The 14,582-nt window shown below is 69.7% G+C and carries 13 protein-coding genes; 9 read left to right on the top strand and 4 right to left on the bottom strand.

Annotated features, from left to right (window positions below):
• The first annotated feature begins 48 nt into the window (after positions 1–48).
• The 4 genes from HD841_RS01645 (at position 49) to phbB (ending at position 4,953) form a co-directional block, all read left to right on the top strand.
• Entirely contained in the window at positions 49–414 is a 366-nt protein-coding gene (locus tag HD841_RS01645; protein ID WP_257015171.1) for a hypothetical protein, read from the top strand.
• A 544-nt stretch (positions 415–958) separates the two neighbouring features.
• A complete protein-coding gene (locus HD841_RS01640; RefSeq protein WP_179507145.1) occupies positions 959–3,148 on the top strand; it encodes a xanthine dehydrogenase family protein molybdopterin-binding subunit in 2,190 nt (729 codons plus the stop codon).
• Between the two features lies 1 nt (position 3,149).
• Positions 3,150–4,157 (top strand): ferrochelatase, encoded by a 1,008-nt coding sequence (gene hemH / locus HD841_RS01635; protein WP_179507144.1) that lies wholly within the window; start codon positions 3,150–3,152, stop codon positions 4,155–4,157.
• A 73-nt stretch (positions 4,158–4,230) separates the two neighbouring features.
• Positions 4,231–4,953 (top strand): acetoacetyl-CoA reductase, encoded by a 723-nt coding sequence (gene phbB, locus HD841_RS01630; RefSeq protein ID WP_179507143.1) that lies wholly within the window; start codon positions 4,231–4,233, stop codon positions 4,951–4,953.
• A gap of 121 nt (positions 4,954–5,074) precedes the next feature.
• Here the strand turns inward: phbB and HD841_RS01625 are convergent, their stop codons facing one another.
• On the bottom strand, positions 5,075–5,467 hold the full coding sequence (locus HD841_RS01625; protein ID WP_179507142.1) for a glycine zipper 2TM domain-containing protein: 393 nt from the start codon (positions 5,465–5,467) through the stop codon (positions 5,075–5,077).
• Positions 5,468–5,629: 162 nt separating this feature from the next.
• On the opposite strand from HD841_RS01625, the gene HD841_RS01620 reads away from it, so the two are divergent.
• Positions 5,630–6,640 carry an esterase-like activity of phytase family protein gene (locus HD841_RS01620; RefSeq protein ID WP_179507141.1) on the top strand — a complete coding sequence of 337 codons (1,011 nt, stop codon included), beginning with the start codon at positions 5,630–5,632 and terminating at the stop codon, positions 6,638–6,640.
• Positions 6,641–6,754: 114 nt separating this feature from the next.
• Here the strand turns inward: HD841_RS01620 and rpmB are convergent, their stop codons facing one another.
• Complete coding sequence (gene rpmB, locus HD841_RS01615) at positions 6,755–7,060, bottom strand: 50S ribosomal protein L28 (protein ID WP_179507140.1); 306 nt, start codon at positions 7,058–7,060, stop codon at positions 6,755–6,757.
• Positions 7,061–7,216: 156 nt separating this feature from the next.
• On the opposite strand from rpmB, the gene HD841_RS01610 reads away from it, so the two are divergent.
• Together HD841_RS01610 and HD841_RS01605 are read left to right on the top strand one after the other, a co-directional pair.
• Entirely contained in the window at positions 7,217–7,426 is a 210-nt protein-coding gene (locus tag HD841_RS01610) for a hypothetical protein (RefSeq protein ID WP_179507139.1), read from the top strand.
• A 58-nt stretch (positions 7,427–7,484) separates the two neighbouring features.
• The gene (locus tag HD841_RS01605) at positions 7,485–7,913 is read left to right on the top strand and encodes a nucleoside deaminase (RefSeq protein ID WP_179508052.1); all 429 of its coding nucleotides are present in this window, start codon (positions 7,485–7,487) and stop codon (positions 7,911–7,913) included.
• A 237-nt stretch (positions 7,914–8,150) separates the two neighbouring features.
• Here the strand turns inward: HD841_RS01605 and HD841_RS01600 are convergent, their stop codons facing one another.
• A complete protein-coding gene (locus tag HD841_RS01600) occupies positions 8,151–8,822 on the bottom strand; it encodes an OmpA family protein (RefSeq protein ID WP_179507138.1) in 672 nt (223 codons plus the stop codon).
• A 151-nt stretch (positions 8,823–8,973) separates the two neighbouring features.
• Here HD841_RS01600 and HD841_RS01595 point away from each other — a divergent pair, with 151 nt between their 5' ends.
• Both HD841_RS01595 and HD841_RS01590 read left to right on the top strand, forming a co-directional pair.
• The gene (locus HD841_RS01595; protein ID WP_179507137.1) at positions 8,974–10,275 is read left to right on the top strand and encodes a hemolysin family protein; all 1,302 of its coding nucleotides are present in this window, start codon (positions 8,974–8,976) and stop codon (positions 10,273–10,275) included.
• Positions 10,276–10,659: 384 nt separating this feature from the next.
• Positions 10,660–11,637 (top strand): phosphatase PAP2 family protein, encoded by a 978-nt coding sequence (locus HD841_RS01590; RefSeq protein WP_179507136.1) that lies wholly within the window; start codon positions 10,660–10,662, stop codon positions 11,635–11,637.
• Here the strand turns inward: HD841_RS01590 and ppc are convergent.
• A complete protein-coding gene (gene ppc / locus HD841_RS01585; protein WP_179507135.1) occupies positions 11,620–14,316 on the bottom strand; it encodes a phosphoenolpyruvate carboxylase in 2,697 nt (898 codons plus the stop codon). The genes HD841_RS01590 and ppc overlap by 18 nt on opposite strands.
• Between the last annotated feature and the right edge of the window lie 266 nt (positions 14,317–14,582).

Genomic DNA, 14,582 nt, shown 5'->3' with positions numbered 1-14,582 from the left:
TCAGTTTGTGCGCGCTACTCGGCGGCATTCCTATCCGGAGTGCCGCCGATGCTGCGTAAAGCCCTCACCGCCCTTGCCATTTCGCTTGCCGCCGCTGCACCGGCCGCGGCGACGATGACCGTGGGCACCTTCCTCACCCGCGCCGCGCCCTTACGCGCCAATCCGTTCACCGCGCTGACCAACCCCGATTATCCCGTGCTCAAGGCGGAAGCCGACGCCGCCACCCGCCAACTCCGCGCCGACAGCGCCGCGCGCGTCGCCGCCGGCAAGAAGCCGATCGCCTGCATGCCCGACGGCGCCAAGATCGGCATTCTGCAGATGCTCGGCGGGCTCGACGCGCTCTCGCCGGCGGAAAAGAAGCTGCCGTTGAAGGAGGGCTATGCGCGGGTGCTGGCGAAGACCTATCCGTGCTGAGGGTGCGGGTCGGGACGTGAGGGCGCGCGCAGAGGCGCAGAGAACGCAGGGGTGAGGCGGCGGTGGCGAGTATAATACGCCCCCCGATCGTCATCCCGACGGAAGTCGGGACCCATGGACGCGCTGGCCGATATGATGCGCGCATCTCGGGCGACACGTGAACAGGCGTCCGGCGTCCGCCGGGATGACGATGGCGGCGGGTAAGCCATAGGCCACGCCAACCCATTCGCCTCGTCATTTCGGAACAGGTCGAGACTTCTGCGAAAGTCCAAATCGCGGTGAAGCAACCAGTGCTCCTGCGAACGCAGGAGCCTAGGGCCAAGCAAAATACCGTCTGGCGCTTGGGACTCCTGGGCTCCTGCTTTCGCAGGAGCACGGGGGCAATTGCGCAGAGGTCTCGAACAGGCCCGGCCGACCGGTGGATGAGGGTCATGTCGCGACCCTCGCATCGGGCCATCGCGCACAGCGAATCCCCCGCCCCGGCATCCGCGCCCCCACGCCCCGCCACCTTCCCTCGCGCGCGCCCCCTCGATACAGCCGCCCGATGAGCCTCACCCGACGCAACCTGTTGATCGGCGGCGGTGCCGGCGTCGGGCTGATCGTTGCCTGGGGCCTGTGGCCGCGTGGCTATGCGCCCAATCTCGCCGTCGCCCCCGGCGAAACGGCGTTCGGCGCCTGGCTCAAGATCGGCAGCGACGGTCACGTCACCGTCGCGGTGCCGCAGCTCGAACATGGCCAGGGCGTCTATACCGCGCTTCCGCAGATCGTCGCGGACGCGCTCGGCGCGGACTGGCGCACCGTCGGGGCGGAGGCGGCGCCGATCAATCCGCTCTACGCCAATCCGTTGGCGCTCGACGAACTGTTCGAGGGCACGCTCACCCGCCTGCCCGAACCGGTCGAAGAGGATGTGGCGCGGCGCGGCGGCCTGATCGTCACCGGTGGGTCCACCTCGGTGCGGATGTTCGAGGAACCATGCCGCACCGCCGGTGCCGCGGCGCGCGCATTGCTGTGCAAGGCGGCGGCGCGGCGCTGGAACGTCGCCTGGACCGATTGCACCGTCGACGCCGGCTTCGTCACCCACGGCACGCAGCGCCTGCGATTCGCCGAACTCGCCGCCGCGGCCGCCGGCGAGCGCGTTCCGGATCCGCTGCCGATCGGCGTGCAGGGCGCGGGCAAGCTCGTCGGCCAATCGCTGCCGCGGCTCGACGGACCGGCAAAGGTCGATGGCTCTGCGAGTTTTGCCGGGGACATTCGCCTGCCCGACATGGTCCATGCCGCGATCCGCCAGGGTCCGGTCGGCGACGCCCGCCTGACCCGCGTCGATCGCGCCGCGGCGGACCGCGTCCGTGGCGTGCTGAGCGTGATCGAGACCCCGCGCTGGGTCGCCGCAATCGCGACCACCGGCTGGGCGGCGCAACGCGCGCTCGACGCGCTCGCGCCGCGCTTCACCAGCGATGCACCGCTGCCCGACAGCGCCGGCATCGCCCGCGCCCTAGACGCCGCGCTCGCCGCACCGGGCGAGCGGATCGCTGCCAGCGGCGACATCGGCACCCTGCTCGATGGTGCCGGGGTGATCGCGGCGGACTATACCGCCGGGCTCGGCGTCCACGCCGCGCTGGAGACGACCAGCGCCACCGCGGCGTGGCGCGACGGCCGGCTCGAACTCTGGCTGCCGACCGCGGCGCCCACCGCCGCCCGCGCCGCCGCCGCCGCGGTCGCCGGGCTGCACGAGCGCGCGGTCGTCATCCACCCGACCCTCGCCGGCGGCGGCTTCGGCGCGACGCTCGATCCGCTGGTCGCGGAACAGGCGGCCTTGCTCGCGATGCGGCTCAAGCGCCCAGTCAGCCTCGTCTGGTCGCGCGGCGAGGATATCGCCCATGACCGCTATCGCCCGCCCGCCCGCGCCCGGCTGCGCGCGCGCCTGTCGAGCAACGGCGCGATCGCCGCCTGGAGCATGGCGCTGGCTGCACCGGCCACCGGTCATGCGCTCGCCCGCCGGCTGCTCCCCGGCGCCGGCTGGGCGCACGGCCGGGGCGATCTTTATGCGGTCGCCGGCGCGCTGCCGCCCTATCGCATTCCCGCGCTGCGGCTCGATCATCATCCCGCCGCGATCGACGTCCCCACCGGTCACCTGCGCGGCGGTGCGCATGGCTATACCGCCTTCTTCACCGAATCGTTCATCGACGAACTCGCGCAGGTCGCCGGCACCGAGCCGCTCTCCTACCGGATCGGCATGCTCGGCGGCGACGCGCGGCTGGCGCGCTGCCTGACCACGGTCGCGGCGCTCGGCGGCTGGGGCGGTGGCGGCGCGGGCTCGGGACAGGGCATCGCCTGCCACAGTTTCCGCGGCAGCCATATTGCGGTGCTCGCCGAGGCGGAGCTGCGCGACGGCCGCCCGCACGTCGCGCGCCTCGTCGCCGCGGTCGATTGCGGGCGGATGATCAACCCCGATCTGGTGCTGCAACAGATCGAAGGCGGGCTGATCTTCGGCCTCGCCCATGCCCTCGGCGCCTCGACCGGCCTCACCGCCGGGCGCAGCGACGTGCGCGGGCTGGCCGGCCTCGACCTGCCGCGCCTCGCCGACACGCCCGACATCGTCGTCGAGTTCGTCCGCTCCGACGAGCCGCCCGGCGGCGTCGGCGAGCTCGGCGTGCCCGCGGTCGCCCCGGCGATCGCCAACGCGCTGCATGCCGCAACCGGTATCCGCCTGCGCCACCTGCCGCTAAGGTCCTAACATGTTGATCCCTGCCGACCATCCGCCGATCCCCGCCCGCAAGGTCGGCGTCCTGCTGACCAACCTCGGCACGCCCGACGGGCCCGATGCCAAATCGGTAAAGCGCTATCTCGGCGAATTCCTGTCGGACCGGCGCGTCGTCGAGATCCCGGCGATCGCGTGGCAGCCGATCCTGCGCGGCATCATCCTCAACACGCGGCCAAGAAAGTCCGCCCACGCTTATGGTCTGGTATGGAGCGAGGAGGGTTCGCCGCTCGCCGCGATCACCCGCCGCCAGAGCCGGGCGTTGCAGGGCGCGTTCGGCGAGGGCGTGCTGGTCGATTATGCAATGCGCTACGGCAATCCGGCGATCGCCGATCGCCTGACCGCGCTCAAGGACGCCGGGTGCGAACGCATCCTGATCGCACCGCTCTACCCGCAATATTGCGCCGCGACGACCGCCACCGCCAACGACAAGGCGTTCGCCGCGCTTGCCGGCATGCGCTGGCAGCCGGCGATCCGCACGCTGCCGCCCTATCACGACGACCCCGCCTATATTGCGGCGCTCAGGACGCAGGTCGAGATGCAGATCGCCGCGCTCGACTTCGCTCCCGATGCGGTGATCGCCAGCTTCCACGGTATGCCCAAGCGGACGCTCGAACTCGGCGACCCCTATCACTGCCACTGCCAGAAGACCGCGCGGCTGCTGAGCGAGGCGATGGGGCGCGAGCTGATCGTCGCCTTCCAGTCGCGATTCGGCCCGGCCAAATGGCTCGGCCCGGCGACCGACGAGACGCTCGAGGCGCTGCCGGCAAAGGGCATCCGCAAGGTCGTGGTGATCGCACCGGGGTTTTCCGCCGACTGCCTCGAGACGCTGGAAGAGCTGGCGATCCGCGGTCACGAGAGCTTCATGGCCGCCGGCGGCACCGATTTCGCCTACCTGCCCTGCCTCAACGATGGCGCGCCGGGCATGGCGATGCTGCGCACGCTGATCGCGCGCGAACTGGCCGGATGGGTGGCCGACACGTAAAATTACGTTACGGCCATTGCCAGTTCCGCGCCCTCTCCTTAGCCTTTCAGCAAGGATAATGGAGAGGCACGGCATGGCCAGGATTGCGATCGTCACGGGTGGAACGCGCGGCATCGGCGAAGCGATCAGCCTCGCCCTGCAGGAGGCCGGCGTCACCGTCGCCGCCAATTACGCCGGCAACGACGAGCGGGCGCGCGCCTTCACCGAGCGGACCGGCATCCCCGCCTTCAAATGGAACGTCGCCGATTACGACGCCTGCCAGGAGGGCTGCGCCAAGGTCGCCGCCGAACTGGGGCCGGTCGATATCGTCGTCAACAATGCCGGCATCACCCGCGACGGCACGATCCTCAAGCTGACCTACGAGGCGTGGAAAGAGGTGATCGACACCAACCTCGGCGGCTGTTTCAACATGGCGAAGGCGGTCTTCCCCGGCATGCGCGAGCGCAAATGGGGGCGGATCGTCAACATCGGCTCGATCAACGGCCAGGCGGGACAATATGGCCAGGTCAATTACGCCGCGGCGAAATCGGGCATCCACGGCTTCACCAAGGCGCTGGCGCAGGAAGGTGCGCGGGTCGGCGTGACGGTCAACGCGATCGCGCCGGGCTATATCGATACCGACATGGTCGCCGCGGTGCCGGGCGACGTGCTGGAAAAGATCGTCGCCAAGATCCCGGTCGGCCGCCTCGGCCAGGCGAGCGAGATCGCCCGCGGCGTCGCCTTCCTGTGCTCGGACGAGGCGGGCTTCGTCACCGGGTCGACGCTGAGCATCAACGGCGGCCAGCATATGTACTGACGCGCATCGCGCGTCACGGCCGGCGCTGCACGCCGATCTCTCCCGAACAACACGAAGCCCGGTCACCTGTGGTGACCGGGCTTCCACCCTCCAACGCTACGCGAGGGTCACCCACTGCCGCTTAGCGGCAGTAACCGGGGCGGTCCGAGCGCTCGACGGCGCGGCCGGCGAGGGCACCGGCACCGGCGCCGAGGACGGTGCCGAGCGCGCGATCACCGCGGGTGTCGATCGTGCGGCCGAGCAGGCCGCCGGCGATCGCACCGACGATCGTGCCGGTGGTGCCGCTGTTGCAGCGCTGACCACCACGGTAGCCGCGATAGCCACGATCACCATAATAGCCGCGGTCCCCGCGATAGACGCGATCGTCCCGATAGCCGCGGTCATAGCCGCGCTGCTCGTAACCACGGTCGTACCCACCGTAATAGCCGCGCTGCGCGGCAGCGGGGGTGGCGGGAACGAGGGCGGCGGCGGTCATCGCGAGGGCGGCGCCGGCGAGGCTCAGGGTCTTCATCATGGGTCTTCTCCCGAAAATCTGTCCAACTCGGCGGCGGCCCGGTGGGGACCTTCCCGTCGTCGATGCACATCATTTGCCCGAGTCGCGTTGAGCGAACCCTGAATGCGACCGTTATCGTGCGTTCAGGCTATCGCCGCGCCGCGCGCCGCCTATGGAGACGCGATGCGCGTCCTGTTCGTCGTCCTCGCCGTCCTGCTGTGCGTCCCGAGCTGGACCGGCGAAGAGCGGCTGGCGCTGCTCGGTCACCGGCCGCAGATGACCGCGACTCCGGTTGCGCTCGACCCCGCCGACCCGCGGCGGCGACGGCTGGGATCGCTGACCTATCTTGGCGGCGTGGCCCTGCGCAGCCGCGACCCCGCGTTCGGCGGCTATTCGTCGCTGAGCGTCATGCCACAGGCGAACGGCAACCGGTTCACCCTGCTCAGCGACGGCGGCAACGTCGTCGCCTTCACGATGGGCGCCGACTGGACGCCGCGCGCGTTGCGCTTCCGCAATCTGCCCGCCGGTCCCGGCACCGGCTGGGAGAAGCGCGACCGCGACAGCGAATCGATGGCGGTCGATCCGGCGAGCGGGGCGATCTGGGTCGGCTTCGAGGGCGCGAATGCGATCTGGCGCTATGCTCCCGGCTTTGCGCGGGCGGAGGCGCAGCGCGCACCCCGGGCGATGGACTCCTGGCCCGACAACGGCGGCCCCGAATCGCTCGCGCGGCTGCCCGACGGGCGATTCGTGGTGATCGCCGAAACCCGGCATGTCGCGCGCACGCGCTGGCGCGGCGTCGAATCGGTGCGGCTCGCCAGCCGCGATGCGCTGATCTTTCCCGGCGACCCGATCGCCACCACCCCGCGGCCGTTCGCCTATCTGCCCGATCGCCGGTTCGATCCGGCCGATGCGACCGCCTTGCCCAATGGCGACCTGCTGGTGCTCGATCGTGCCTTCCGCCTGCCCTTCCGGTTCAGCAACCGGCTGTCGCTGATCCCCGCCGCACGGATTCGGCCCGGCGCGATTGCCCGTGGCCGTCGGCTGGCGACGCTCGCCGCACCGCTGCTCCACGAGAATTTCGAAGGGGTGGCGACGACGGTGGAACAAGGCAGGACGATCGTCTGGCTGGTGTCGGACGACAATCAGTCGATCCTGCAACGTACCCTATTGCTCAAATTTCGCCTGGACCAGTGATTCGGCCGTACGGCCCGATGCGCTCCGTCTTCACCGATCACATGCCGACGCCGAAAACCCGCCGCTCCCATGGAGCAGCGGGTTTCAAACCGTGGCAATCGCGACGCGAAAGACTTAGGCGGCTTCCGCCGACGAGGTCGTCGCCAGCTTCTTGACGATCTCGCGCTTCAGGCGGCGGCAGCGCAGCGAGAGCTTGTCCTCGCTGGTCTTGATCAGCCAATTGTCGAGGCCGCCGTTATGCTCGACCGAACGCAGGCCGTGCGTCGACACGCGCAGGCGAACGCCCTTTTCGAGCGAGTCGGAGATCAGCGTGACGTTCTGCAGGTTCGGCAGGAACGTACGCTTGGTCTTGTTGTTGGCGTGGGAAACGTTGTTGCCCACCTGCCGGCCCTTGCCGGTCAGCTCGCAAATGCGCGACATGGTTTTTGATCCTGAATTCGGTTGCCCGGAAAGTCGGCGCCACTAGCGGCAATCGGCTCCGGCGTCAACCGGCGCCACGCACCGACAGCGATGCAACGGAGTCGCTGCCCCGGCGTTGTTACGCCATCGTAAAGGTCGTCGGTAGGGGAAAAACGAATGCGCACGTTGCTGGCACTGCTCGGGATCATCGCGCTCGTCGTGGTCGCGGCAATGCAGTTCGGCCTGGTCAGCATCGACCAGACCCATCCCGCCGTCGTCCAGGCCCCGCAATTCAAGGCGGATGTCGCGCGCGTCAGCGTCGGCACCGAGAACAAGACGGTCGCCGTTCCGACCGTCAACGTCGAGAAGCCGGCCAACGCGCAATAGGCTTTACCCGACCGGCCGGGATCGGCAGGGCAAGGCGATGTTCCCGCTGCCGATCCCGATGCGCCGCGCGCTCGATGCGGCGGCCGAGGCGGCGCTGGCCGGCGAAGTGCCGGTCGGCGCCGCGCTCGTCTGGGGTGGCGAGATCGTCGCCGTCGCGGCGAACGCGCCGCGCGCGCTGTGCGACCCCACCGCCCATGCCGAGATGCGCGTCATCCGCGCCGCCGCCGCCGCGCTGGGGCGGGACCGGCTGGAAGACAGCGAATTGTGGGTGACGCTGGAGCCCTGCGCGATGTGCGCCGGGGCGATCGCGCATGCGCGGATCGGCCGGCTCTATTATGGCGCGAGCGACCCCAAGGGCGGCGCGGTGGAACACGGCCCCCTGCTGTTCTCGCAACCGACGCTGCACCACCGGCCAGAGGTGTATGGCGGCATTGGCGAAGGCGAGGCGGCCGACCTGCTGCGGACGTTCTTTCGCGATCGGCGGTAAGGCGCGGAGCCGCGGAGATGATGCGCTTGGCGCTCTCGACGCGCGCGCCACTCTTGCATCGTCATCCCGGCGAAAGCCGGGACCCATGGTTGCGGTGTTCTCGGCGGTTACGCGCAACCGATTCCGTATCGTGTCCATGGGTCCCGACTTGCGTCGGGATGACGAAGAGCGGGACGCGGGCAACGCGTCCCCGCCCGAATCACACCGCCCCGACCAAGGCCGGGGCGGTACTTCGGATCAGCGCAGGTCGTTCTGCGAGATCGGCACGATCTTCACCTCGACGCGGCGATTCGCTGCGCGCCCGGCGTCGGTGTCGTTCGACGCGATCGGTTGCGTCTCGCCGAAGCCGCGCATGCCGATTCGCGCCGGCTGCACGCCGCGACTGGCGAGATAATCCGCCACCGACGTCGCGCGCCGTTCCGACAGCGTCTGGTTGTACGCGTCCGAGCCGGTCGAATCGGTATGGCCGTACACGTCGATATAGGTCTGGTTGTACTGCGCCAGCGTCTCGGCGACCTGGTCGAGCGTACGGCGGAACTGCGGCTGCACCTCGGCGCTGTCATAGGCGAAGGTGATGCCCGACGGGATGTTGAGCACCAGATTGTCGCCCTCGCGCGTCACCTGCACGTCGGTACCGGCGGTGCGGGCGCGCAGGTCGCGCTCCTGCTTGTCCATATAGGCGCCGATCCCCGCGCCGGCGAGGCCGCCGATGCCGGCGCCGAGGATCTTCTCGGTCCGGTCGCGCCGTCCACCGACGAGGTCGCCGAGCAGATAGCCGCCCAGCGCGCCGCCGATGCCGCCGATCGCGGTCTTCGAGATGCGGCGCTCGCCGGTCTCGGGATCGGTGGTGCAGGCGCTGGTGGTGACCAGCGCGGCGAGCGCCGCGGCGGCGAGGAACTTCGACTTCATGACAACCCTTTCACGTTCGTTCCCGGCTAAACTCGGGTCCGATATGGCTTGTTCCGCCTGCGATCTGAACCACCGCTGACAGGCATAATCACGCCATCGTGATACAGGCAGTTGTCGTCGTGCGCGTTGTGCGGCAAAGACACGTCCGCCGATGGCACCGCTCCCGCCCTTCCCCTGGATCGACGTCGTGATCATCCTCGCTCTGGTCGCGCTCAACGGCGTGTTCGCCATGAGCGAGCTGGCGATCGTCTCGTCGCGCAAGGCGCGGCTGGAGGCGATGGCGCGTTCGGGGCGCAAGGGGCCCGCCGCCGCGCTCAAGCTCGCCGCCGATCCCGGCAAGTTCCTGTCCTCGGTCCAGATCGGCATCACGCTGATCGGCATCCTTGCGGGCGCCTATTCGGGGTCGAGCCTCGGCGGGCCGACGGCGGCGCGGCTGCAGGCGTTCGGCCTGTCGGCGGAGACGGCGCAGACCGCGGGCTTCGCGCTGGTCATCGGCCTCACCACTTATGCCTCGCTGATCATCGGCGAACTCGTCCCCAAGCAATTCGCGCTGCGCAAGCCCGAGACGGTGGCCTCGCTGGTCGCGCTGCCGATGCGCTATATCGCCGTGGTCTGCGCGCCGCTCGTCTGGCTGCTCGATTCGTCGAGCGCCCTCGTCTTCCGCGTACTCGGCCTCAACCGCGAATCGGAGGATCAGGTGACGGCGGAGGAGCTGCACCTGATCGTCGCCGAAGCCTCCAAGTCGGGCGTGATCGAGGAGCATGAGCGCACGATCATCTCGGGTGTCGTCCGCCTCGCCGACCGGCCGGTGCGCGAGGTGATGACGCCGCGCACCGAGGTCGACTGGCTCGACTGCAACCTCGGGCCGGAGGGGATCCGCGATACGCTGCTGGCGACGCCGCATACGCGGCTGCCGGTCGCCGACGGTTCGGTCGATGCGGTGATCGGCGTCGTCCAGGCGCGCGACATCGCCGCCGCGCTGTTCCGCGGCGAGCCGCTCGACCTGCGCAAGCTGATGCGCAAGGCGCCGGTGGTGATCGACCGGATCGATGCGATGGACGCGCTGATCGCGCTGCGTCAGGCCGAGGTGCCGATGGCGCTGATCCACGACGAATACGGCCATTTCGAAGGCATCGTCACGCCTGCCGACCTGCTCGCCGCGATCGCCGGCGAATTCGCCAGCGACGCCGATCCCGACGATGCGCCCTCGGTGGTGGTGCGCGAGGACGGCTCGCTGCTCGTCGCCGGCACGATGGCGGCGGACGCTTTGGCCGAACGGCTCGGCATCGAGCTGCCCGAGGATCGCGATTACGCGACGGTCGCCGGGCTGGCGCTCGCCGCCTTCCGTCACCTGCCCGGCGAGGGCGAGAGCTTCGAGGAACAGGGCTGGCGGTTCGAGGTGGTCGACCTCGACGGCCGCCGGATCGACAAACTGCTGGTCAGCGAGGCCTGACGGCCGGGTCCGCGCGGAGTCGCGGAGCTCCTCGTTCGTCATCCCGACGAACGTCGGGATGCATGGACGAGCTGGCAGCAAGGGTACGCGCGACCGCGAAGAGCATCGCAACCATGGATCCCGGCCTCCGCCGGGATGACGAGGGGAGCGGGAAAGCAGACCGCACGCGCACCTCCGCGCCCTCTGCGCCTCTGCGCGAACACCCTCCTTTTCCTTTCACGGCATCGCGTCTTCGCGCGAACCACCGCCTCACCTCCACACCCGGATCGCGGCAACGCAGACTGCCTGCGAGTCCCGCCGCCACCGCAACGCAAACGACGCATTCAATTCATCACCGCTTCAGCTACTCGCGATCACGAGCATCGTTCGAACCAAGGCAGATGAATGCTATCGCAGCGCGTCCACGCGGCCTCCGCCGCGCTTCCCCCGAATGCCCCGACCCGCGCCGTGGCGAGCGCGGACGGCTTTTCGCGGCCGACGATCGTCGCCGCGCTGCTCGCCGGCCTGATCGCCACCGCCTGGCTGCTCCAGCGCGCCGAGCTGTCCGTGATGGTGTGGAGCCGCAGCACCCTCCCCTTCGCGCTCGCCGCGGTCTGCGTCTTCGCCCTGCGCAGCCACGTCGTGCCGCGCGGCTGGCGCCATGCCGCGGCGCTGCGCGACGGCGCGGGCTATTACGCCGTCTTCACGGTCATCGCGCTGACCGGCGCGGTGGCGAGCTATCCGCTCGCCGCGCTGACCCACGGCTATGCCGATGCCACGCTGCAACGGATCGACGGCGCGCTCGGCTTCGACTGGCTCGCCTGGTATCGCACCGTCGCCGATCACCGCCCGCTCCAGCTGCTCGGCGTCGCCTGTTACGAGAGCATCTATCTGACGCCCGCGATCCTGCTCGGCTGGTTTGCCCGTACCGGCCAGCGGCGGGAGGCGCATCGCTTCCTCGCCGGCTTCTGGCTCGCCGCGGTGCTGACGCTGGCGCTGTTCACGCTGATGCCGGCGATCGGCCCGCTCTCCTATCTCTGGCGCGGCGCGGTGCCCTATATGCCGGTCAGCGAGACATGGCAGTCGAACCTGATCCCGGCGCTGCGCGCGCATGCCATCCATCATATCGATCTCGGCGCGCTGCACGGCCTCGTCTCCGCGCCGAGCTTCCACGCCGCCGCCGGCACGCTCTATTGGCGCACGATCTGGCGGACGCCGCCGCTGCGCCGCTGGCTGACGTGGCTGGTCGCGGCGATGCTGCTCGCCACCCCGGTCGAGGGGACGCATTACCTCATCGACATGATCATCGGTGCCGCGGTGGCGATGCTGGCGATGGAGATCGTCGACCTGCTGCTCGGCCGGCGGTCAGCCGCTGTTGCGTAGCGCGGTCGCGACCGCGTTGATCGACAGCAGGATGCCCTCGCCGATGCGCGGATCGTCCTCGCCGGCGCGATGCCGCTTCATCAGCTCGATCTGAAGCAGGTTGAGCGGCTCGATATAGGGCAGCCGCAGGCGGATCGACGCGTCGAGCGCCGGATGCTTCTCCAGCAACCGCGTCTGGCCGGTGACGTCGAGCAGCCCGTCGTGCGTCCGGTGCCACGCATCACGGATGCGGCCGAAGATGCCGGTGCGCAGCCCCTCGTCCTCGACCAGCTCGGCATAATGGCCGGCGATGTCGATATCCGATTTGGCGAGCACCATCTCCATATTGGCGAGCGTCGAGGCGAACAGCGGCCAGCCCTGCGCCATCTCCCTCAGCAGCCCCTTGTCCTCGAAGGCGGCGAGCGCCTGCCCGACGCCATACCAGCCGGGCAGCATGACCCGCGCCTGCGCCCAGCTGAACACCCAGGGGATGGCGCGCAGGTCCTCGATCGCGTCGCTCTTCTTGCGGCTCGCCGGACGGCTGCCGATCTTGAGCCCGGCGATCTCGCCGATCGGCGTCATCTGGCGGAAGAAGGTGCGGAACCCTTCGGTTCCGTAGACGAGGTCACGATAGGCGTGGAATGCGGTGTCCGACAGCGCATCCATCGCCGCGCAGAATTCGTCGCTTTCGGTATTCGACAGGCGCTCGGGTTCGAGGCTGGCGAGCAGCGTCGCGGCCGCGATCGCTTCCAGATTGGTCATCGCGCTGTCGCGGGTGCCGTATTTCGCGGCGATCACCTCGCCCTGTTCGGTGATGCGGATGCGGCCCTGCACCGTCCCCGACGGCTGCGCGCGGATCGCCGCGAACGCCGAGCCGCCGCCGCGCCCGACCGCGCCGCCGCGGCCGTGGAACAGCTGCATGCCGACCCCCGCCGCCTCGAACACCGGCTTCAGCGCGGTCGACGCCTTCGACAATTGCCAGGTCGAGGTGAGATAGCCGCCGTCCTTGTTGCTGTCCGAATAGCCGATCATCACCTCCTGATGGCCGCGCTTCGCCGCGATCGCGGCGACTTCGGGCAGCGCGAACCAGTCGGTCATGATCCCCGGCGCGGCCTCCAGGTCGCCGACCGTCTCGAACAGCGGCACCGCCATCACCGCGGCGCTCGGCTCCTCGCCGGGCCGGTAGAGCCCGACTTCCTTGAGCAGCAGGTTGATCTCGAGCAGATCGGACACCGACTGCGCCATCGAGACGATGTAGTTGGTGATGCACGCCGGCCCGTAGGTCGCATGCGCGTCGGCGGCGGCCTGGACGATCGCCAGCTCGGAGGTCGTCTCCTCCGAATAGGTCATGTAGCGGCTGGCGAGCGGGCGCGCATTGGCGAGTTCGCGGCGCAGCAGCGCGACGCGCGCCGCCTCGTCGAGCGCGCAATAGTCCGCCTCCACCCCCGCCGTCTTGAGCAATTCGGCGACGACGCGCTCGTGGACGGCGCTGTTCTGGCGCAGGTCGAGCGTCGCCAGATGGAAGCCGAACGTCTCGACCGCGCGGATCAGCCGGCCGAGCGCGCCGCCGGTCTTGAACGCCCCGGCGCCAATATCCTTCGGCGACAGGCCGCGCGCGATCGCGACGAGATCGGCGCGGAACGCCTGCGGATCGGGATAGGGCGCGCCGCGCAGGTGACCCGGCCGCGGTGCCGGCTTGCCGGTCAGCGCCTGATGCGTCGCGGCGAGCCGCGCATAGATGCCCGACAGCGCGCGGCGATACGGCTCGTCCGACCGGCTCTCCGCCGTATCGCCGCTCGCCTCGGCCAGCGCCTCGACCGCGGCATCGACGGGTACGTGCTGCGTCGAGATCGACAGTTCGGCGCCGAGCGCATGCACGCCCTCCAGGTAGAAGCCGAGCACCGCTTCACAGGCGCGGCTCAGCGCGGTGCGCAGCGAATCCGCGGTGACGAAGGGATTGCCGTCACGGTCGCCACCGATCCAGCTGCCCGGTTTGACGAAGCTCGGCACGCGCTCACCGAAGGCACGGTCCCAACGCTGGTAGAGCGCCGGCAACGCCGGCAGGAACACCTCGCGCAGATAGGACAGCGCGGTCTCGACCTCGTCGGTGACGTAGAGCCGTTCGCGGCGCAGCACCCGCGTCTGCCACAGCAGGGCGATCTGGCGGGTGATCGCATCGTCGACCCGGTCGCCATCGGGCGTCTCGTCGCGCCCCGCATCCTTCAGCGCCATCAGCTGCGCGATGCGGTTGCGATGGTCGATCATGCTCTTGCGCCGCACCTCGGTGGGGTGGGCAGTGAGCACCGGGACGATCAGCGCGTGGGTGAGCAGCTGCTGGACCTGCTCGCGGCCGATCCCCTCGCCCTCCAGCGTCGCCAGCGCGGCGGCGACATCGGCGCCCTGTTCGGCGGCGATCCCCTGCCGGTCCTCGGCGAGATTGGCCAGCATCGAGAACAGCATGAAGCCGCGCACGAAATCGAGCGTCTCGTCGAGGCCGAGGTGCCGGAGCTGCTGGTGGACGCTGTCGCTGCTGCCGGTGCCGCGATGCCGGTCGACCGACGCGCGGCGGATGGCCTCGGTCGCCTCGAACAGGCGCTCCCCGCCATAAGCGCGGATGACGTCGCCCAGCTTGGCGCCGAGGAAGCGGACATCCGGGTTGTTGGCGATCGGCGGAAGCGATGCGGGGTCGAGCGTGGCCATGCCGCGATGCTGCGCTGCGGCGGGAGGTGGGTCAACCGCGGATGGCAGGTTCTTTCCCAATTCCTCCCTCGCCTTAGCGGGCGTGCGGGCCTGCCGGACGCAGGTGGGGCGTCGCCGCATACGGCCCGCCACGTCAGCCCGCCGTCTTGCGAGCCCGCCGCGTCCCCGGACGGGGTCGAGACCTGCGAAAGTCTCCATCATCGGTGAAGCACCCCAGTGCTCCTGCGAAAGCAGGAGCCCAGGAGTCGCGAGCGCCATAAGACGTT

It is taken from the genome of Sphingomonas melonis, from assembly GCF_013409985.1.
GTDB classification, from domain to species: domain Bacteria; phylum Pseudomonadota; class Alphaproteobacteria; order Sphingomonadales; family Sphingomonadaceae; genus Sphingomonas; species Sphingomonas melonis_A.
The sequence above is the reverse complement of the archived record's forward strand: the minus strand, read 5'-3'. Positions and strand labels throughout refer to the sequence as shown.

Excerpts from the sequence above, each read along its gene's own strand:
- HD841_RS01645 (WP_257015171.1), top strand. The coding sequence starts at position 49 with ATGCTGCGTAAAGCCCTCACCGCCCTTGCCATTTCGCTTGCCGCCGCT.
- HD841_RS01640 (WP_179507145.1), top strand. The coding sequence starts at position 959 with ATGAGCCTCACCCGACGCAACCTGTTGATCGGCGGCGGTGCCGGCGTC.
- hemH (WP_179507144.1), top strand. The coding sequence starts at position 3,150 with ATGTTGATCCCTGCCGACCATCCGCCGATCCCCGCCCGCAAGGTCGGC.
- phbB (WP_179507143.1), top strand. The coding sequence starts at position 4,231 with ATGGCCAGGATTGCGATCGTCACGGGTGGAACGCGCGGCATCGGCGAA.
- HD841_RS01625 (WP_179507142.1), bottom strand. The coding sequence starts at position 5,467 with ATGATGAAGACCCTGAGCCTCGCCGGCGCCGCCCTCGCGATGACCGCC.
- HD841_RS01620 (WP_179507141.1), top strand. The coding sequence starts at position 5,630 with ATGCGCGTCCTGTTCGTCGTCCTCGCCGTCCTGCTGTGCGTCCCGAGC.
- rpmB (WP_179507140.1), bottom strand. The coding sequence starts at position 7,060 with ATGTCGCGCATTTGCGAGCTGACCGGCAAGGGCCGGCAGGTGGGCAAC.
- HD841_RS01610 (WP_179507139.1), top strand. The coding sequence starts at position 7,217 with ATGCGCACGTTGCTGGCACTGCTCGGGATCATCGCGCTCGTCGTGGTC.
- HD841_RS01605 (WP_179508052.1), top strand. The coding sequence starts at position 7,485 with ATGCGCCGCGCGCTCGATGCGGCGGCCGAGGCGGCGCTGGCCGGCGAA.
- HD841_RS01600 (WP_179507138.1), bottom strand. The coding sequence starts at position 8,822 with ATGAAGTCGAAGTTCCTCGCCGCCGCGGCGCTCGCCGCGCTGGTCACC.
- HD841_RS01595 (WP_179507137.1), top strand. The coding sequence starts at position 8,974 with ATGGCACCGCTCCCGCCCTTCCCCTGGATCGACGTCGTGATCATCCTC.
- HD841_RS01590 (WP_179507136.1), top strand. The coding sequence starts at position 10,660 with ATGCTATCGCAGCGCGTCCACGCGGCCTCCGCCGCGCTTCCCCCGAAT.
- ppc (WP_179507135.1), bottom strand. The coding sequence starts at position 14,316 with ATGGCCACGCTCGACCCCGCATCGCTTCCGCCGATCGCCAACAACCCG.